This window comes from Pantoea folii, assembly GCF_056678875.1.
The window spans coordinates 42,038-61,717 of sequence record NZ_JBWXON010000012.1 but is presented as its reverse complement, the minus strand read 5'-3'; the positions used below and the strand labels follow the sequence as shown (position 1 = coordinate 61,717).

Genomic DNA, 19,680 nt, shown 5'->3' with positions numbered 1-19,680 from the left:
CAGGAATGATTCAAAATATACGCTGCGCTTAGTTTTTAAGTGGTTTTTAAATAAAGTTCATTGCGCACTGAAAGTATAGGGCGAATTTTGAAATATCGCATTTTTATGTGAATTATGCCTGGTGTTTAAATTAATTAGCTGATTTGAATGGTGATTTATATAACCTCGCCGTTTGGCTTAATGAAGTAAAAGCGAGGCGTTAATTTTACAGATTAATTAGCATCAGGGTTTTTAGATTGGTTATACGAAGCGTGATAATGGACTGGATTATATTCCTCACTATTATAATCTTAGTGCCATAATTACCTGAGGTGAACTCGGTAATTATATGTAATGCGTGCTACTGACTTTAACATTTCATTCTGAATTTATAAACGTTCCACATTAGTCGGTTCGCTTTAATTTAGTCGAACTCGGGTTCGTTATGTAAAGTACGAGCTAAAGGTCTTAGCTCATAGCGCTGCGCGAATAATCTATCTTGCGCGGGTGGATTCGCAGGATATTTGTTCATTTTTTCGCGCTTACGCTTGTCGTTTCATCAAGTATTATTAAACTTAGAAGAACATAGTGGTAGGGTAAAAAATGAGGGCACAGCGATGGTGAATAAAAGCGACTGGACACGGGAGCACTTAACGGGAAGATTTAACAACAGTGATCCCAGAGAAAACCATGACAGCATTTTGAATAAACATATCAGAATCGGAGTGGAAGTTCAGGCCCTGTGTAGAAAACTGGAAGCGGAGAATGACAGTAAAAAACGAATTCTTATTCAGCATGAAATCTGGAATCTAGTGGAAAATGACGCGAACTGCTCCAAAGCCAAACCGTTAAAAGATGAGTATGAAATTAAATAACTGGCAGGTCAGCGTGTTGACTTATTTTAAAATGCTCAGTGAGATGGTTTACATTTTTGCCTACCACCGATAATCAAATTAGTTAGCCTTCTATTTATCCTTCTCCATCATCAAAATTTGTGGCGAAAATCCCGTCTCCTTCGTCTACTTTTCCGCTGTTGCCAGCCATCTACATAAGAAGAGTGTTTCCTGCGCAGCGGGATTGAGGGTTCCAGCCTGACGCGCCATGTTGAGCGCGATAAGCCCGCACTTGAGACACCATAAATCTTAGCGATACCAGACCTCATTTCGGCGGTATAAGACACTTAAGCTAACGGACTAATCAGTCGATAAACATTGATTCGTAATTGCCGATAGTGTCTGACTGGCCGCTCATTCCAGAAATAATCCGCAGTTTGATTTCTGCAGGTTTATCTACAACGCAAGCATGGTTGCCATACCCTAAATGAAAGGTTTTTATCTCTTAAATGATGAACTTCAGGAACGGCAGTGACTGATAAAAGGTATCTCTAACGATCATTATTGAGGTTAATCAGTATCGACAGTTTTAAACGGAGTTCAAAATAATGATCAATGCGATCAAACCTACCCTTTCCGCCGTTTGGTCCACTGACGCCTGTGGCATCTGTATTGCCAGTCAGGAAAGCCCGCAGGGCCTACTCCCTGCACTTAAAGGCGTTACGCTGAGTGCATGGCTGAAGTTCGCACAGGCGGATGATGACGCAACGATTGCGCAGCAACTCACCGCAGCGCTGGAAATGCTAACCCCTTTCAATATTGAAGTGCCTATCAACTGCCTCGACGGGACCAGGCGCCGGGTGATTTTGTCTGGTTTACCGGAATGCACCACCAGTAACTCTCTCAACCATTTCAATGGATTTATCCTTGATATAACCGGTCAGCGTAAAGCACTTGAGGATGCTCTGCGCACGGCGACCGAATACCGATTGTTGATTGAAAACAGCACCGACTTAATCGCGCATTGTGACAGGGACGGCAGGTACGTATCGATTTCGCCGTCATACAGTGAAATGATCGGATGGTCAGTGGACGACATCGTTGGCCAGCGTGTGGTGGATTTCCTCCATCCTGACGACCGCGTATCTGCCGGAGATGCGTTAATGCATCTATTTGAGGGTGGCGTGCTGCCGGACGTCGTAGAGGTCCGCAAAAGGCACAGGGACGGCCACTACATTACGCTTGGTACAAAGGCCTGTGGGGTAACCGATCCCTCTACTGGCGATAATATCGGAGCCGTGCTTGTCTCACGCGATATCACGCGTGACAAGGTAAAAATGAGAAGGCTTGAGAAACTTGCTACCCGGGACACGTTGACCGGCTTGCCTAACCGGGCCTGGGTTTACGATAAAGTCAGAGGGATGCTGTCTGAGGGAGAAGATCTCACTTTCACAACAGTTCTTTTTATCGATCTTAATGGATTCAAACCCGTTAACGATACCCTGGGGCACGCGGCGGGTGACGTTTTGCTGCAGCAGGTGAGTGAGCGATTAAAACACTGCATGCGCCCGGGGGATTTAGTGGCGCGCCTGGGTGGAGATGAGTTCGTCATAGCCGCTAAATGCCTTAATCGTGAGGCGGCTTCATTGATCGCACAGCGTCTTATTGACAGCCTTCAGGAGCCATTCGTTATCCATAAAATGGAAGTGCGTATCGGGGCATCCATAGGTATAAGCCTTGCAGGCTTCGGATCAGTATCCGTCGATCAGCTATTTGATAACGCTGACAGAGCGATGTATCAGGCGAAAGCGAAACGAACGGGTTCGTATCAGTTTTATGGTGGCTGAAAAAAGGTTTCTAAAGAGAGTTAAAAAAACCCGGCAGATTGAGTGCCGGGTAAAATTCAAGTTTCCAAGAGATTGGGTTACACCCGGCGATAACTATAGATTATTCCAGAAAAAAATCGCTACCTTAAATCTAAAGTGGCATCTCGCAAGGCAATTTTAAGAATCCCCCTTTGAAATTACTGTCTTTAAGGTGAAAAAGATTGACGGCACCAGGACAGATCTTCAGACACCATCGGCGCCGGGGCCTGAAAAAATTTAACTGCAATAATCCGTTGAGTCGGCGTCCTGCGGGACGCTTCCCTCTGAATCTGAATATTGCAGAGCTTTTCAGTTACCATGCATAGTCGACTGTAGAATGCTGAGCAGTTCCGAAGGCACCCGTTCAATAGTTTGAAGCGGTTGCATGCGGATTAGACACAATCTGGCCCATATAACATGTCCTTATGCCTTCAAATGAAAAAAAACCGGCACGGAGCCGGTTCATGGATGATTCTTAAGGGCTACCACTTATAGTGGTTGGAATCTTCCCAGTCTTTCAGCTCTTTTTCAGCCTGCTCCTTGCCGTAACCGTAACGTTCCTGGATACGACCTACCAGCTGATCGCGTTTCCCTTCCGCGACATCCATATCGTCGTCGGTGAGCTTGCCCCACTGTTCTTTCACTTTGCCTTTGAACTGCTTCCAGTTACCGCTGATGCGATCTTCGTTCATGTCGATCTCCTTCGTTAATTCACGGGCTGCCGCCTGGCAATCCCTGTTCAGAACTTAATGCTAATAAGTATGGATCATGAAGGGTATTTTTCCTGCCACTCATCACATTCTCGGAATTTTCCTGAGATAAATTCAGTCGGGCCGCGTAAAGCCTGATACCCGTAGCATTGCCCTTTATGGCTGCTCTTCAGTGGGCGAATTTCGCTCTATCCCTGCAATTTGTCTGCCTTGCCTTTTAGCTTCGTCATGCACCGCATTGATTGGAGTTAAAAACTATTTTCTTAAGTGCTGAAGGGGAAGCGGTAAACTGACCAGGGGCCATGCGTTTCATCTTTACCCTTATTTGTTATCAGCCAGATACTCAATCTGAGGTGCGGGTACATAGATCCAGCCGCCTGAGATAACGAGAGCGTCTGCCGTTATGAGCCTCTCATCCTGAATTAGCGTCTTCAGCGTACCGTCAGGCTGAAGTTTATCGACAGAGCGTTTCTCCACATTGGAAAGATAAATATTTCCTGCCGCATCGATAGCGGATCCACCTACAGACGGAATATCCGCTACCTTTTCAATGTGTCCCTCCAGTGCTTCATCGCTCAACCGGCGATCTTTTAATGATTCCGTGCGTATACGATAAAGAGGACCGGTGGGGGTCGCATAGTAGAACCATTTGCCGTCAGGGCTGACCTCAATGACGTCACTGTGGACGGTGGGTCGTTTTCCGTTTTTATCCTCAAGAATTCTGCCCCTGAAGCCTTTCTGATCGAGCCCATCAGGTTTACGCAGCAAAGCACTTTCGGAGAGCCTCCTTATCGTTTCTCCGGTATCAAGGTCGTGAATGATGATGCCGCCAAGCCCGGAATCAGTTACATATACGGAGTTACCCTGTATGCGCAGGTCGTTTGGCGCACCACCCGCCGGTAAAGCTTTCTCATCAAAACGGATAACTGAAACTGCATCGCCTGTTGCGATGTCGAATGCGATGAGTTTTGCTGCTCCCTTTGGCGGTTTCTCACCCTGAGGGGCACCCTGATCGACAGCCCACAGCAGGCCGTCACCGAAGTGATGGCAGGCATTGACGTTGACAAGGGTGTTGAGACCTTTGTCACCCGGCTTCCATTCATTCCATTGGTTACCCGGGAAGGATGCCAGGCCGGATTGGGTCACGCGCGCCAGGGCCGGCGACGTCTCATGCCCTTTAAAGCGGGGGAAGTTGAGGAACATGACGCCACCGGCTGAGACAGCAATGCCATTGGCAAGCCAGGGAGAGGTTGCGGCAACCTGGAGTTGCGGGTTAACCATCGACTCTGCCACAGCAAAAGCTGCCCGCGACAGGCACAACGTTGTGAGTCCGCCCGCGATAAATGCACGTCTTTGCATCATCTGGTCTCCGGTTAAATGATTCAGGCTTCTGGTATCCAGCGTTGCTGAGTGGCTTCTGCGTCGTACCGGATGCCTGAAGGAAGTGTAATGAGCTCGATGAGGACGCCAAATGGCGTCATGCCGAACCACGTCTGGTTGCCTGCCCCCTCCTCCTGAGCAAAGCAGTCTGAAGGGCCTTTAAGCATTTCAGCGCCATGCGCCCGCATTCTTTCCGCTACCTGGTGAATGTCATCCACATACAGTGAGAAGTGGTTAATTCCCGGCAAGCCTGGATGAGCGGAGTGATCTTTCGCGGAAGGCTCTGTCTGAAATAACTCAACGTTGCACCCATTCTTCAGCCGAAGCATGGAGAGGCCGGTTAACCTGAGTTCCGCAGGGAAGCCATTTAGAGGAGCCATTTTCTTGCCCGGAATAAACTTTTCGGCATCAGCGGGCGGAACGATACGGTAGAGCACAGATGCATCCAGCGCGCCGATGAAGAAATGTTCTGCCTGCTTTAAATCAGAAACGGTAATGCCAATGTGTTCAATTCCTCGGATCATCGGTTATATCCTTTTTAAAGTGATGTAAGAGGGCCAGCCGGGCTTTATCTGTAAAGCTGGCACCCTGCCCTCAAAAAAAACGGTTGAGGTTTAAGCGTGATCGGTCAGCGCCTGCGCCGCACAGATGAGAGCCAGGTGGCTCAACCCCTGTGGCATGTTTCCGCGCCACTCGCCGCTGCGGACATCAAACATTTCATTGAAGGTTTCGACGTTACCGCGTTGGCAAAGCTTATCCAGAATCTCTTCCATCGCTTTTTCGGCTGACTGCGCTTCACCCATTGCTGCCAGCGCTTCGACCATCCAGAAAGAGCAGGCAATAAACGTGCTTTCCTCCTGTTCGGCACCGCTGTAGCGATAAAGCATCGCGCTGCCGTGGCCTAAATCCTCGCGGATGGCACGATAAGTGGCGCGCATGCGTTCCGGGTTAACCGTGTTGCCATAGTGGTGTACCAGTGTCAGAGCAGCGTCTAGCCGACCGTCACTGTGGGGATAGAATAGATAAGCCTGCTTTTCTTCTGACCAGCAATGTTCCTCAATCCATTCGCTTATGCGGTCACGCTCCCGCTCCCAGCGCTGCATCCAGGTAGGTTCAATGTGCTTTGCCTGTGCCAGTGAAACTGCGCTATCGAGCGCCAGCCAGCAGGCCATTTTTGAATGGGTATAATGCTGTTCATCCGGCAACTCCCAGATCCCGCTGTCTTTCTGACGCCACTGATCGGCACAGTAGTTCGCCAGCTCTCCCAGCATGCGAGATGTTTCAAGGTCCAGAATGTGGCCTGCACGGATGAAGAGTTCTGCGGTGGCCAGCATATCGCCGTACATGCTTAGTTGTACCTGGTCACGTGCGTTATTGCCGATACGGACAGGAAGAGAATGCTGATAACCCCGCAAGGCTGGATAACTCTCTGCAGGCACCTCTCCGCCTTCCAGGGTGTAGCAGGCACTAAGCCTGGTACCATGTCGTATGATGGTTTTCGATAACCAGGAAAATGCGGCTTTACAGTCCTCCAGCGCGCCCAGGAAAACGAACGATTTAATAATCAGGCAGGCGTCACGCACCCATGCGTAGCGATAGTCGTAATTCTTCTCGCCGCCAATGCCCTCGGGCAGTGAGGTGGTCGCCGCCGCGGCCAGCGCGCCGGTTGGCGAATACCATAGAAATTTGAGTGACAGCGCAGAGCGCCTCACGTGATCCTCATAGCGGCCTGCGTAGCTCAGGCTGTGCGTCCAGTCGCGCCACGCCGTGTGGCTGGTTTCAATACGGGCATCAATGGCTTGCAAATCAGGCACAGCCAGCGGCTCGCGCTCCGTCACCAGCAGGGCAACCAGCGAGTGACTTTCAGGTCGGGTGCGAAGCGTTGCGCGGATCACTCCATCGCCGCGCTCTGTTATCCGCCAGTCGTCAGTCGTACGCAGCATGGCCATCAGATCCGCAAGATGATAAACGTCTCCCTGTTCGGTGTTGTCCCGCCATGGAGAGCGGGTCTCGGCCACGGTGCCAAAGCGTAATGTCAGGCTCAGTGCAACTTCGCCTTCGATCCCTTCAATACGTCTTGCCAGTTCGCTCCAGGGAAGACGACCGGCCAGCGTGCTGTTAATCGACTCTGTGATAAGTACGCTACCATTCTGTGTGATAAACCGCGTTTCCAGTACGTTGCTGTCAGGGCGGTAAGCCCGTTCTGTACGGTAGTCATCTGAGGGTTCTATCTGGAAAAAACCGCCAATTTCCGGATCCAGCATGCGGTCAAATAAGGGCGGTGAATCAAGGTTTGGTGCGCACCACCAGTCAATAGCTCCATCCGGGGCAATAAGTGCCACAGAGCGACCTTCACCAATGGCCGCGTAGTCCCCAAGACGGGCAAATCCATCCTCGCGCATCGGCGATCGTAGTACCTGATTATTCATTGCTTTTCCCTGCATGCTGAGACGACAACGTGGCCGCTTGCGGCCACGTTCTTCAAAAAATCCTGCTGATACTCAGACCGTGCCGGTGCCGCCATCGGAGCACCAGACCTGGCCGGAGGTAAAGCTGTTAGTGGTTTCAGCGAAGGTGACATAGAGAGGTGCGATTTCTGCCGGCTGGCCGGGGCGGCCCAGCGGTGCGGTGGCACCGAACTGCTCAACTTTTTCCTGCGGTTGCCCCCCGCATATCTGGAGAGGCGTCCAGTATGGGCCCGGAGCGACGGCATTAACGCGAATTTGCTGTTCACCCAGCTGTTTCGCGAGGGCTTTGGTGAAAGCCGCTATTGACGCTTTTGTCTGAGCGTAATCCAGTAAAATGGCGCTCGGATCATAGGCCTGTACTGATGTGGTATTAATGATGGATGAACCTGCCGGCAGATATTCAAGCGCCGCTTTGGTTATCCAGAACATCGCATAAACATTGGTCTTAAATGTGGCGTCAAAATCTTCCGTAGAGAGCGTACGAATGGATTCGTTAAACTGCTGACGCCCGGCATTATTAACCAGAATATCAAGACCATCTAATTGGCTGGCAGCTTCGTTAACCAGTTTCTGACAAAATTCTTCCGAACGAATATCGCCTGGGATAGCAACGGCTTTTCGTCCTTCGGCTTCGATTAGTTTTACGACTTCTGCGGCATCCTGTTCTTCATCCGGCAGATAATTAATCGCGACATCGGCACCTTCACGCGCATAAGCGATAGCAACGGCACGACCAATGCCGGAATCCCCGCCTGTAATCAGGGCTTTACGTCCAGTAAGCCGTCCTGTCCCCCGGTAACTGGTTTCACCGTGGTCGGGGCGTGGTTCCATTTTACTCGCCAGGCCAGGAACAGGCTGATGCTGTTTTTTAAACGGCGGCTTCGGATATTCCTGTGTGATGAGCGTTTTATTAGTAAATGAGTTCATCTGTATCTCCTTTTTGGTGAGTTAATTAAGCCTGGCAAAAATGTGATATTTGTCACGCAGCTCATGGAAAATAATTTTCATATTTAAGCGGAGCGATTAAATGGGTGGGTAAATATCAATCAATATTGGTGAGGTATTAAAAGCAATTAAGAGTAAAAAAAGATACGGTATTTATCCGGGGTTTTACTTACCAAACCGATGCGCGGTTTTATAAAAAAAGCATGCCGCTGAGCGTCGTAAGTGCACCGAAGATACTGTGAGCAAGATCCCATTTTGCAATATCTGACTATACTCATAGCTTTCGCGTGAATGCCTTCATGTATTACACGCCAATCATTCTTAAGAGTACGGGGCTTGGCACAAGCGCATCGATTGCAGCAACGATAGGAAACGGTGCGGTATCCGTGATGGCGACGTTCGCAGGCATCAAAGCAATCAGCCAGTTCGGCCGCCGTCCGATGCTGATAACAGGCCTGTCAGTCGTGATTGGAATGCAACTGGCGCTAGGGGCTGTTCTGGTGTTGATGCCGCATAGCCTTGTTCAAAGCTTGCTGGCGCTGGGCTGTATCCTGGTCTTCCTTTTCTTAATGCAGATGTGCATTTCTCCCGTGTACTGGCTACTCATGTCTGAACTTTTCCCGATGAAAGTTCGTGGCGTGCTAACGGGGTCAGCGGTGGCGTTTCAGTGGATATGCAACGCTACTGTTGCGCTGGCGTTTCCGCCATTACTTTCGCTGGTGGGTAATAATGCGTTCTTCATCTTTGCTGCAATCAATGTGGTATCGCTGGTGTTTGTCACGGTTATGTTGCCTGAGACGCGTGGAAAGACGCTCGAAGAGATCGAAACACACATGCGTGAACATTTTGGTGAGAACACAGCTGAAGCTGCGACAACGACCTGACGGTCAAGGTCAGCGTTGCATTCATTGTTCATTCCCGTGCGGCTAAGCCGTACGGTGCAGTAATATTCCGCAATAGCCGGGTTTATGATTTGATTAGCTCTTCGTCGCTATAACTATTGAGGGGAAATAATGCATCTGAAAGCAGGTGGTGAAACGGACCTGAGTTATCTTTCCCGCATCGCTCTGATAGCGTAAAACGGTTTCGTCATATCTCTCACCCTACCCTCACCAACCGCAACAGCTCTGGCTGTGATGCGCGGCGCATTGGGTCTCCAGCCGCTTCGCATGCTTTTCCGCAGGGTTAACCTATCATCATAAATACAGGATACCTGCCTGTAAAAGCTACCAATCTCCGAATGGCTTCATTTTTGCAATCGTTTTTGCAAACCGGGCACTCGCAAGGCCCGGTTTTTTTATGCCATATTGCAAAGGTATTATTCAGAAGATAAGCGAGGGTGATCGCAATAGCTTATCCGAAGGGTAATACGTTGCATCTTCTTCCCCGCCTGACTGCAGGTAACCGTTATCCGCCATCCATCGCACCATGTCGGTAATGTCCGCAAACAGGGCTTCCCTGTTCTGATCCCCGATTATAAACCTGTCGAAATCAGAGATAACGTCGTCAGTGCGATGGCTGAAGTTCAGACCGGGAGCCGGGGCATGCAGCGACGAACCCGCTGATTTCAGGTAAGCATTAACCGTTATCTGAGGATGGCAGTCAGCCTGCTGCGGAAATCTCAGCAGACAGTGCTGGCGCACCATCCTGAACACATCGTCATAGCTGAGCAGTTGGTTTTTCATAAGCCCTCCGGCTGCTGGTTAACTGCGAAGGGTGGCGGCCAACGATCCTTCGCAGGGAATAACATGCGGCCAACTGCTTTACTGCTGACCTTTTCACGCTTTGCCTGAAACATTTCAGTTGGGAAAATATAGCATTAGATTCAGTCTGTTGCCTTGCGGGATAATGTATTTCAGCCCTGCGGGCAAGAATTAATGAATTTTATGACTGTAAGTAGGGGAAGAATTCAGCAAACCGGATCCGAATGGAAGATTAACCGTGGCTAAAAACATTCCTCTATTCTCTACGGCCATTTTGAATGGCCGGAAGAATAGAGGACTACATAATTGCTAATTTTAGCGCGACTAATCGTTCAGTTCTGGGTAAGCGTTGATATACCAGATCATGCGTCTTCAGGTGTATGGGCAACGACAATTTCCAGCGTCCTTCGCAGTAAGTCGGCCTGCTGAGCGTCGTGCGTTGATTCTAGCGCGCCAACCAGGCTGAGAATAATTGCCTTATTGCTGACCTTGCCTTCAGTGGCCATCAGGCTGCGGATGACGAGTCCCAGCACCGCGGCCTCTTCATTCTGTTCGGCTCCCACGTTCAGTATATGATCGGCCAGTTCACGGTCAGTAATAGGGTTAAAATTTTCTTCAGGCATCTGCATGCTGTATTTCCATATGTCTGAGTCAGGGTGATTATAATCCATACAGCAAAATGCTGTGATTAATGCTTCCGGTTAGTGGGCGAAATCCCTACTTCGGAAAAATGTGAAAGCCCGTTATCCGTACTTTCATTTCGAATCTTTGGAAGAGCACCACCCTCTTTCCGGCTTTGTCTTATTTCAGCAAGGGCGAGCAAGATGAGAGTCTGCCTTTGCACATCATCAGCAGACCTCTGCATCTCATTTAACTGAACAATCAGAGCGCGCAGATTAATGGCGCCGCCATCCTGAAGTAAAGCGAAAGCGGCTTCACCAATTATTTCATCAATAGCTTGTTGCTGGTTACTACGATTCATGAATTTCTCTGATTACTACCTGATACTTACATCACAAGCTAAAAATTAGTGAGCGATGCTTAAATGCCTGAAAAGGTGCCATTATCTTTACGCGTGCGCAGCTTAATATTGGCACCCAACAATACTGTTTTTAACTGATTATTCAGCTTTGGCGTTCAAAAAGCAGGCCGTTCAGATGATGAAGCTGCTCTTCTTCAGGATCTGATGAGTGTTCAATGCGGCGAAGTAGTTTTGTGCAGAGTGACTTACGGTTCAGGCTACGGCCTTCCCTGAGGATTTCTACCACAATTTGTCCGAGCGTTTCCTGCTGGGAAGGCAGAGATGCCTTAGTGAAATACTGAGCGATTGCTTCAGAAGAGTTTGGTGCGTGTCGATTCTGGCGCATTAGTGGATCCTCCAAAGAACTGGTCAGAGAGGTGAATGAAAGTTGTACGATTTACTGCAAATTTGTACAAAATATATTAAAAGGTCCCCTTTATTATTTTTGCAAAAAGTGTGGTTTAAGTCCTTTGTTGTCATCTGAGCTACTGAATTCTATGGAATGATGTTCTTTAAGTTATTCGCTGAAAAAATTTAGAGACAGTTCTCTGCACCGCTATATGTCTGTACAGGTTTACTATCTGCAGGCAGTTACTTTTCATCCGGAGACCTTTAACTGCGTTGCAGAGAAGAAAAATTTTGCCAGGAAACGCGGGCAGTTCTTCACTGCCTCCATTTTTAGCGTAACGTTTAGGCAGAAAGGATTCGTCCTGGAATCACTGCGAAGGTTTACAGAGCGGAAATAGCTGCCAGGCTGGAAGTTACAATGGGAATTTAAGGAATCAGAAAATGAAAAAATATACGCTTGCTGCCGCTGCTGTATCGGTCATCCTGTGCGGCGTTTGCTCTTTCGGGGCTTATGCTGGGGTGTTCGGCTAGCCTCCTGCAGCAATGCCGTTGTGACAGAGAAAGGGGCCAGACGCTGAAGTTTATCAATTTCTTACCTTTTACCTTATCATTGACAAAGCACCTGAAATCTGTCAGTTGCGGACAAGCTGGGTATTGCCGACAATGCGTGAATTATATTGTTTTGATCCCGGCACTCCACTGCGGGTGATGTGCATCCGGGAGTGTCGTCCGTGACAGTTTCTCCGGCCGGTACACGTTTGCACGTGACCGATGAGGTCATCTTCGTCGTCGCTTTCCGGCCAGAGCCGGACACGTCCTATGGTGTCATTTCTACTCGTCGTTAAAGCCCGCAAGGGTCTGCAGGTAAGGCACATGCTTCACAGCATGACCAGGATCCTTAAAACTCTTCAGCCACTCACTGGCCGCAAAAATTTCAGAACGCCGGGCTATGCTGCTACCGGCTTCAGCCATGCGCTCCAGCTGGACGATCAGTGAAAGCACGCTGATTTCCCGTTCAGCTAATGCCAGGCTGAGTGCCGCCTCGCCAATAATAACGTGGCCTTTATCGTCGTGTTGAATAGACATTCTCCTCCTCCATTTCAGATTAATGACAACCTCATGGCTAACTGTAGACATGGACGGAAATCGTGCCGGGACATTATTCCGAAAAGTTATGGCCTTTGGAGCGGGAAGGCAGAATATGTTATGGAGTGAATGCACCTAATGACGGGAATGCACGAATGAGTCAACATCATGTTTGTCACCCGGCCTGATATCCGCCAGCTGGCTGCACTGGCAGAAAAGAGAGAGGCTTAAAGTTCTGTCAGGCCGCTGTCTGCATCCTCTGGTCAGGACCGCACAGCATGGCGGGCAGGCCGTCAAGGAGCCGATGACGGTAGTTCCAGTGCATTAACCGGGAAATACCCGCTCCGCACCACATCAAGTGATGTTCGTAGTGGTTAGCAGCATTCGAAGGTATGCCGGTTACTTCATCTGACAGCTCGACCCTGAAGCCCTGACCGGTCAGCCGGATCGCCTCCATCCAGATTTCAGTCAGGTCAGTCACGCTGACCGCCTCGAGGAAGAGCGGCACAGTATTCCGCCGGTGCGCCGCTGCAATGGTCTGGCGGGCGTGGCGGATAACGGCCTAGTGAAAACGAGCCTGCCGTTTGTCAGCGCCCTCAGTCAAGTCTGTACGCAGCCAGAGGTTAAGTGGGCGAAGATAACAGTTAACAAAATCATCTCCGCAATAGTCGTTTCCGACCCGACGTATACGCGCTTCCAGCAGCTTATCTGAGGGATTACTCAGCTGATTATTCAGTTCTTCCTGACGGCATTCCCAGCCGCTTCGATGTGTTCCAGGAACGCCGTTAAGCTGCAGGACAATTTCACGAAGCGTATCACCGCGAGACGTCATATCGAGCACGGTAAATATACGGCTTAGTTGTCCCAGGCTGTAACCATCAGGCTGCTCTGGAGCAGTAATAAGGCCTGCACGGCGCCAGTTACGCAGCGTGCCAGGGAGCGTCCCGGTAATACCGCAGACGGTTTCAGTAGAATGGTAAGGCATGATATGCCCCCCTCAATGGGGTGAATAGCCCGGGGTGAACCCGGATAAGTAATCAGTGTGAACCCTTACAAAGATAATTGATACAAAAGGTGCAATATTTATACAACTTTACGAGTGTAATCCACTTGCCGACTTCAGCCCCGGGCTGGCAATGACAGCTCATGTCAGTGAGATCGTGTTCAGGCAAAAAGAGAGCGTAGTGATAACAGGGAAGCGACCGGGTTGGATTTAAAACACCACGGGACGATAATATCATTCGTCATTATTTATCAAAAGCTTACCAAAAGGGGGCTTAAGTGAGCATACCCACCAGTGATAGAACCAGAATCAAGGTTCGTGGCGTGGTTTTGACACGATGTGTCTCAGCAAATTCATTCTCATCCTGGCCGGTTTTAAAAAAACATGATCGCGCATTCGCATCTTCAGGTCGGCAGAAGATCTAAGGCTATTCGACCCACAAAAGATAAAGGGGGCCTGATAAAGGGCTGGGGAAATATTTATTGGTTTAAAAAACGGCCTGGGCGATCAGGCTCAGGGGAAAGCAAGGAATCGTAGCGACCAAATATACGATACCGGTTTCGGGCGACAAGATTGTAGAGGGTGTCAGTCACCGCCAGAGGCAGAAAATGCAGCAGACCCAAAAGCCGCCAGGGCCCTGGAAGAAAGCGCATAATACGGAAGATAGCCTCTGAACGAAGCCAGTGATGCTGCCCATCGGAAAGGACAATCGTGTGGATACTGTCTGCTGACAGACCGAGATGCTCCAGCAAAGCTCTCCCTTCCTCGCTCTGTACCGGCGTAAATCTTACATACGGAGGCAGGCGGTGAGACAATAAAAAACGAACCCACGCATTACACAGTTTACAAACGCCGTCGTAGATAACCACCTGGTCGCCGGGTGTCAAAATCGGAAAAGGTTGCTGCATAGTATCCTAATCATTCATGGTATAGGAGGGAATTAACCCCGTATTCGGGTTTAAAGTGGTAATCCTCAACTGAAAGCTTAGCAGCCTCGCACTCATCAGACAGCTTGAGCAAAGCTCAGGTGGGCCATAGGCCCGCTTACTGTAAATCATCACCTGTCATCGAAAGTGTCAGCCTCTCTGACTAGCAGAAGTTCAGGTAAGGTGCTGCGATGCCTGAACCAGGCCGCAAACAGTCCCGTAATCAGTAAGAGTTCAGCAAGGTCACCGCCGTAATACATAATCTGAGCAGCAGACTGCACCTCACTCAGGCTGGCTGACATTCCCTGCGGATATCCGTAGCCATACATCAGTTTGCCCAGAACGGCATGCGCCCTGCTGAACCTGAATGATACCTTGGCATCCGAAGCGTAAATAACAGGTGAGTTCTGTAGTGGCAGTTACCTCTAAACAATCATTATTAAACGTCGTTAGCAGGAACTATCGAGGATAAAAACATCCACCGTGGCTTCTCCCGGGGTAACCTGCGAGGAGGCTTTAACCATGGAATGAAATGTCCCTTAGCGTAAAGATATAGCTGTGGTGTTGATTATTGTGTAGTCATATGTACGCGTATATTTATCTCTGTATTTTTTCTCGAATGACATTTCGCGCAATTGCAATGTCAACCGTTATCTTATTTCCTTAATGTGAAGAGTTATAATGGTTTCGCTTTGAACATGCGGATTACTCTGAATCAGGACATTTCAACTTATGCAGATCAGTATTGGAGCGCATTTCTGTCATTATCATTCATACTAAACGCAATAATAATTTACGGAACTTATTATGCTTCGTTTTCTCTCATCTCTTTTCAGCAGCCCCGAATCTCTTTTACAGGTCATGAGTCAGCAGGATATGAAAGAGTCCATTGAGGAAGGTGACCGCATCATTATTGATGAAGATGGAAATGCGTCGGTAAATCCTTTAAGCCCAGAAGTGCAAAGAGATTTTCAAGACCATGTCAAAAGATTGAAGGATATCTGATGGGAACAGCAATTTTCATGGTCTTAATGGTGTGCGGATACTGGTATACCAGCCGCGACATGTCCAGTCGATTAAAGATTAAACGTTCGGTTGGGTGGGATGTTTATTTCCTGATTGCACTGTACGGCTGCATTTTCGTTTTACAGGGCGTCCTGGCGACAGGGGTTATCTGGCTGCTTCTTCTGGCTGCTTCGGCCTTAAATAATGCGTTTGGCTTATCGGAAATTCAACATGCGCGCTGGCATGTTGATTTCATGACCTGGAGCTTTTTGAGCATTCAGGCGCCAGTCATGATTATGCTGGCATTTGCCGTCACCTTTTGCGTTTACCGTTCAAACTGGGCTAATAGTGCTCGTCTGACTGCAAGCAGTCGAAAGGATCTTTACCAACGTCTGTCACGCTCAAACGGTATCGAACAAATGCTACTGCAATGCATGGAAGATGGCGAACTGGCTTGGGTCACGCTTAAGTCACGACGTATCTACATTGGTATGATTCATGCCGCAACCTTCGAGTACGCCAGTACTGCCAATATTGTGCTCATCCCTATGCTGAGCGGCTATCGGGACGCTCGCACGCTCAACCTTGCTGTTGAGCACAATTATAGCCACTGGTACCACATTCATGACGTTGATTTTACTTCTAAGCCGAAGTCAGCGTTAGAGTTTCGTAAGGTGATTATGGTCGACCAGATTGAGAGCCTTTCATTGTTTGATCCGGCTAGCGCCAGCGCACTTGCTATGGATGCAAAAGATAATAAGTCGCTATGACCGCTTGGCTCCTCAGTGAACGCTTTACTACACTCAGAACTCATCAATTTGAACGAGGAAAGCACTATGACCGATCGTCCTGTTAAGGGTGATAATCCTGATTACAATCCGCAGAAAAAAACGCCTGAAAAGCAACCTAAAGATGACGAAAGTAATGCACCAGAGTCAGGTGACAAACAACCTGACTGATTGCGTGTTAAGGTGTTCAGCTTACTCTGATTCTAAACACCTCATATTGCGTCTGTAAAAATCCGGGTAGTTTCTTTGATATGCATTCTTAATGCTATGGCCTTTTCTTTAAATGACTTGAGCGCAATATCCTGTTTATCATTATATGTGGTCTTCAGGCCGCAACCGCGATACGCTTAAAAGCAACACTGTGTCCAACCTTTGCCAAAGTTTATTGCCATGCTTTTGCGGTGTTAAACCTGTTTTTACGCAGCCGGCTTTATTGATACCTGCTGTGACTAACTGAATGTGAACCTGTAAATGAGCTTACGCTATCCTTATAACATCCCTGAAATAACAGCCTTCACAGTTTTATCAGCAATCTGAGTCCTGGCAGACCGTGCCGCTTTTGAACAGTGACCTTATCCTTACTATATTTTAAGCTTTGTTAAAAATCCGGATCTAGGGTTTAACCTGCGAGTTATCGTAGTCAATTACCGTTGATAACATTGAACAGCCCCGTCTGAACTTGAACGCTACCTTGATCGAGTGGTAGACATACATTTACTCAGCTATGTTTTTGAGCGTGAATATCATTTTCTTCTAAAAATTCAATGCCCTTTTTCGTCATTCTTACGATGTAGTAACGCTTTGGGTCCAGGGGTTCAGATACGAACTCGATTAAACCAGCGCGCTCTAGAGGAATTAAGCTCAACGCGGACCTGTCTTCTCTTTGCTTAGTTATCAGGTTGTATCTGATTTCACACCCATGACTTCTGTCACCTCTTAACAGAAACTTGTGCTTGTCGCGCATCGAACGAAGGATCGCTAAAGATGTGGCTGAGTAAGGCATAGCCGCTCCTTTTTAGAATGAACTTAATCAATTATAGTTTCACTCCAGCAGCGCTGGTTTTCTCACTTTAACTTTTATCAGAAGCCAGCAACAAACATCATAGTATTTATTCAGGTAAATACTGACTGCTTCAAACGGGCCTCACCGATGGCACGCAACGCGCAGCGCATATGTTCATTATGCTGCCTGTCTGCGCTGACAGCGTTATACATACATTCTCCTACGGACTTTCCCGGCCAGCCAGAACACCCCCTGCCCGACCGCCGTTGAAGCAGCGGCCTTTCAGGTGCAATGAAGTCAGACGGTCGGAGACGAAAGAAACAACCCGCGGTAACACTGACAGCAAAGAAGAACCTAATAGTTACAGCATTCAATAAAAAGCCTTAAACGACTTACCGGCCCTATGGGCCGGGCGGAGCGGGCTGTTCAGTGGGGGCAACCGGGGTGCGGGTACGGCGCGGGTCTGGCCTGAGAGGGGCTCGCAGTTTCTGAATTCTCTCCGGACTAAAGTTAGAAATAGTAGTTGAGTGTGTTGTAACTAATATGGATTTACCCACCGCCTTTTGATAGGCGCTGATGTATTTAATGAGTGGCTTAATCACCTGCGACTGGTGCAAATGAAGGCATTCAATTCATTCCCTTCATTGGTTAGCGAGGAAGCCACCTTAATAACTTCGATTATTTCTCTCTGATGCAGTTATGACTTAGTTGCCGATAACTGCGGATAAAAAATTTTAAACTGGCTATTGCAATAAGCCCACGAAATTTATGCGCCAGGATTAACATAATAATGGAGAATAATAGTGAAATTAATGCATTCATGGGGGGTAAGGCTTGGAGTAGATGGTGCCACCAAAACCTTAGAAAGACCGACATTACTAATGCCGGTCTGCAAAATAAATAGCGATCCATCAAACGCTGCCGATTAAGCCAAGGAGAATTCCTCCTGTAAATAGCTCGATAACGCATTCACCTTAAGGTATCACTCTTCACGCCTTACTTTTCCTGGTGCTCACCAGACTGGACTCGCTTTTACGATGCAATAAAGGATACGCTATACTGGTCACCACAAAACTGATGATCCATGAAATATCCACACCGGGAATTAAATTCGCATAGGGGCCGGAAAAGAAAGCATTCTCAACAAATGGCACCTGCACCAAAATTCCGGCGAAGTAGACCAGCAACGCCTGAGTATTCAGCAATCCATAACGTCCGCCATCAGCACGAAATATCGCGTCAACATCATATTTCTGCTTATTCACGTAATAGAAATCCAGCAGATTAATCACAATCCATGGAACCAATACCGCAATCAACGCCAGAATCAAATTGATAAAGAAGGAAACAAAGTTCTGTGATGCTGCCAGCGCGACCAACACGCTTCCCACTAATACCAGCGATGACACCACTAAACGCACCGCGGCACCCGGCGTCCAGTGTGGATGGAACGTTTGCACAGCGGTGATCAGTGATAATACCGCGCCATACAGATTCATTGAGTTGTGGCAGATAATATTGACCAGGAACAGCACCATCAGAATAGGGCCGAGCCAGCCGGTCGCATGACGCACTGACATCATGGCATCACTGGTTGGCGCAATATTGACGGCCATCATACCGAAGATAAACGCCAGAATGGTGCCACCACAAGCGCCCAGATAAGTAGCAATAAACGGGCGTGCAATACCGACATTGGCGGGCAGATAGCGCGAGTAGTCAGAGGTATAGGGAGAGAAACTGATTTGCCATACCGCACCTATGCAGAAAGTGCCAAACCACCCTGCTGCACTCATGCTGCCGCGAGACCAAAAGTCTGCGGGCAAAGGTTGTGACACCATCAGCGCCAGGCCCAAAATCAGCGCCGCACCCATGATCCATGCACCGACTTTATTGATGCGATGGATAAAATGATAACCGACGATACCAATGGCGGTGGCAAGAATAGCGCCAATAACCGTGGCACTGCTTACCGGCATCGACGGAAAGACGTTGTTGATGACTTTACCGGATAGCGAAATATTCGAGATAAAGAACCCGAGATAAATCACCGTCGTAAAGCTAATCACCAGCAGCGAACCGTAGCGACCAAATTGCGCGCGGCTCTGCACCATTTGTGGAATGCCGACTTTGGGCCCTTGCGCAGAGGTTAACGCAAGGAAGATCCCGCCAAACAGATGACCGGCAATAATCGCGGTTAATGCGGAAATAACATTCAGATGAAACGTTTCGGTGGCAATCGCGCCGCTGACTACCGCCAACGGTGCAATGTTGGTACAGAACCACAAAGTAAATAAACTGTGTGATTTACCGTGGCGTTCCGATTCCGGGACATAATCCACTGACTTATTTTCTATAATTTGACTCTGACGTGGTTGTGTATTCACCATACCCTCCAATTCTCAAAATGGGATTGTTTTTTAATGTGGGTAAAACCTTCCTCGCGAAAAAAAGCCACAGCCATCCCGACGAATGGTTTTTCGTCTTCTTATTAAAGAATTGGCGGTAAGACTCCCGGTGCTATTTAATGCTTAACAACTGTACCTGTGACGGTCGTCATAAATAACGACGCTGAAAATTCCAACGTTATTTCTGTTAGAGTGCGCATTGATAAATG

The 19,680-nt window shown here is 48.5% G+C and carries 20 protein-coding genes and 1 pseudogene; 6 read left to right on the top strand and 15 right to left on the bottom strand.

Going from position 1 to position 19,680, the window contains the following annotated elements:
• Window positions 1-596 precede the first annotated feature (596 nt).
• Window positions 597-854, top strand: a complete 258-nt coding sequence (locus AC1MDE_RS14960; protein ID WP_479397700.1) for a hypothetical protein — start codon at window positions 597-599, stop codon at window positions 852-854.
• Between the two features lie 566 nt (window positions 855-1,420).
• On the top strand, window positions 1,421-2,659 hold the full coding sequence (locus AC1MDE_RS14955; protein ID WP_479403013.1) for a diguanylate cyclase domain-containing protein: 1,239 nt from the start codon (window positions 1,421-1,423) through the stop codon (window positions 2,657-2,659).
• 500 nt (window positions 2,660-3,159) lie between these two features.
• Here the strand turns inward: AC1MDE_RS14955 and AC1MDE_RS14950 are convergent, their stop codons facing one another.
• The 5 genes from AC1MDE_RS14950 to AC1MDE_RS14930 form a co-directional block, all read right to left on the bottom strand.
• Window positions 3,160-3,369, bottom strand: coding sequence for a CsbD family protein (locus tag AC1MDE_RS14950; protein WP_017345754.1), 210 nt, complete (start codon window positions 3,367-3,369; stop codon window positions 3,160-3,162).
• 339 nt (window positions 3,370-3,708) lie between these two features.
• Window positions 3,709-4,749, bottom strand: coding sequence for an SMP-30/gluconolactonase/LRE family protein (locus AC1MDE_RS14945; RefSeq protein ID WP_480344771.1), 1,041 nt, complete (start codon window positions 4,747-4,749; stop codon window positions 3,709-3,711).
• A 20-nt stretch (window positions 4,750-4,769) separates the two neighbouring features.
• On the bottom strand, window positions 4,770-5,291 hold the full coding sequence (locus AC1MDE_RS14940) for a VOC family protein (RefSeq protein ID WP_479397697.1): 522 nt from the start codon (window positions 5,289-5,291) through the stop codon (window positions 4,770-4,772).
• A gap of 90 nt (window positions 5,292-5,381) precedes the next feature.
• Complete coding sequence (locus AC1MDE_RS14935; protein ID WP_479397696.1) at window positions 5,382-7,196, bottom strand: glycoside hydrolase family 15 protein; 1,815 nt, start codon at window positions 7,194-7,196, stop codon at window positions 5,382-5,384.
• A gap of 72 nt (window positions 7,197-7,268) precedes the next feature.
• Window positions 7,269-8,162, bottom strand: coding sequence for an SDR family oxidoreductase (locus AC1MDE_RS14930; protein ID WP_480344770.1), 894 nt, complete (start codon window positions 8,160-8,162; stop codon window positions 7,269-7,271).
• 305 nt (window positions 8,163-8,467) lie between these two features.
• Between AC1MDE_RS14930 and AC1MDE_RS14925 the strand changes: the two are divergent.
• A pseudogene (locus AC1MDE_RS14925) lies at window positions 8,468-9,064 on the top strand (MFS transporter); the annotation flags it as partial.
• A gap of 438 nt (window positions 9,065-9,502) precedes the next feature.
• On the opposite strand, the gene AC1MDE_RS14920 reads toward AC1MDE_RS14925, so the two are convergent.
• The 8 genes from AC1MDE_RS14920 to AC1MDE_RS14885 all read right to left on the bottom strand — a co-directional run bounded on the left by AC1MDE_RS14920 (window position 9,503) and on the right by AC1MDE_RS14885 (window position 14,249).
• Complete coding sequence (locus AC1MDE_RS14920) at window positions 9,503-9,865, bottom strand: hypothetical protein (RefSeq protein WP_480344769.1); 363 nt, start codon at window positions 9,863-9,865, stop codon at window positions 9,503-9,505.
• Window positions 9,866-10,245: 380 nt separating this feature from the next.
• Window positions 10,246-10,512: a biofilm development regulator YmgB/AriR family protein gene (locus tag AC1MDE_RS14915; RefSeq protein ID WP_479397693.1), complete on the bottom strand. Its 267-nt coding sequence runs from the start codon at window positions 10,510-10,512 to the stop codon at window positions 10,246-10,248.
• Between the two features lie 59 nt (window positions 10,513-10,571).
• Window positions 10,572-10,865 (bottom strand): hypothetical protein, encoded by a 294-nt coding sequence (locus AC1MDE_RS14910; RefSeq protein WP_479397692.1) that lies wholly within the window; start codon window positions 10,863-10,865, stop codon window positions 10,572-10,574.
• A gap of 142 nt (window positions 10,866-11,007) precedes the next feature.
• A complete protein-coding gene (gene ycgZ / locus AC1MDE_RS14905; protein WP_479397691.1) occupies window positions 11,008-11,250 on the bottom strand; it encodes a regulatory protein YcgZ in 243 nt (80 codons plus the stop codon).
• 833 nt (window positions 11,251-12,083) lie between these two features.
• On the bottom strand, window positions 12,084-12,338 hold the full coding sequence (locus tag AC1MDE_RS14900; protein WP_479397690.1) for a hypothetical protein: 255 nt from the start codon (window positions 12,336-12,338) through the stop codon (window positions 12,084-12,086).
• A gap of 238 nt (window positions 12,339-12,576) precedes the next feature.
• Window positions 12,577-12,819 (bottom strand): hypothetical protein, encoded by a 243-nt coding sequence (locus AC1MDE_RS14895; protein ID WP_479397689.1) that lies wholly within the window; start codon window positions 12,817-12,819, stop codon window positions 12,577-12,579.
• Window positions 12,820-12,900: 81 nt separating this feature from the next.
• Window positions 12,901-13,323: a hypothetical protein gene (locus AC1MDE_RS14890; protein ID WP_479397688.1), complete on the bottom strand. Its 423-nt coding sequence runs from the start codon at window positions 13,321-13,323 to the stop codon at window positions 12,901-12,903.
• A 497-nt stretch (window positions 13,324-13,820) separates the two neighbouring features.
• On the bottom strand, window positions 13,821-14,249 hold the full coding sequence (locus AC1MDE_RS14885; RefSeq protein WP_479397687.1) for a thiol-disulfide oxidoreductase DCC family protein: 429 nt from the start codon (window positions 14,247-14,249) through the stop codon (window positions 13,821-13,823).
• A gap of 825 nt (window positions 14,250-15,074) precedes the next feature.
• Here AC1MDE_RS14885 and AC1MDE_RS14880 point away from each other — a divergent pair.
• From AC1MDE_RS14880 to AC1MDE_RS14870, 3 genes are all read left to right on the top strand, one after another.
• Complete coding sequence (locus tag AC1MDE_RS14880) at window positions 15,075-15,272, top strand: hypothetical protein (RefSeq protein WP_479397686.1); 198 nt, start codon at window positions 15,075-15,077, stop codon at window positions 15,270-15,272.
• The gene (locus AC1MDE_RS14875; protein ID WP_479397685.1) at window positions 15,272-16,042 is read left to right on the top strand and encodes a hypothetical protein; all 771 of its coding nucleotides are present in this window, start codon (window positions 15,272-15,274) and stop codon (window positions 16,040-16,042) included. Before AC1MDE_RS14880 ends, AC1MDE_RS14875 begins: the two co-directional genes overlap by 1 nt.
• 66 nt (window positions 16,043-16,108) lie before the next feature.
• Window positions 16,109-16,231 carry a hypothetical protein gene (locus tag AC1MDE_RS14870; RefSeq protein WP_479397684.1) on the top strand — a complete coding sequence of 41 codons (123 nt, stop codon included), beginning with the start codon at window positions 16,109-16,111 and terminating at the stop codon, window positions 16,229-16,231.
• A 547-nt stretch (window positions 16,232-16,778) separates the two neighbouring features.
• On the opposite strand, the gene AC1MDE_RS14865 is transcribed toward AC1MDE_RS14870, so the two are convergent.
• Together AC1MDE_RS14865 and AC1MDE_RS14860 are read right to left on the bottom strand one after the other, a co-directional pair.
• Complete coding sequence (locus AC1MDE_RS14865; RefSeq protein ID WP_479403015.1) at window positions 16,779-17,063, bottom strand: hypothetical protein; 285 nt, start codon at window positions 17,061-17,063, stop codon at window positions 16,779-16,781.
• 989 nt (window positions 17,064-18,052) lie between these two features.
• A complete protein-coding gene (locus AC1MDE_RS14860) occupies window positions 18,053-19,453 on the bottom strand; it encodes a purine-cytosine permease family protein (protein WP_480344768.1) in 1,401 nt (466 codons plus the stop codon).
• Window positions 19,454-19,680: the final 227 nt, after the last annotated feature.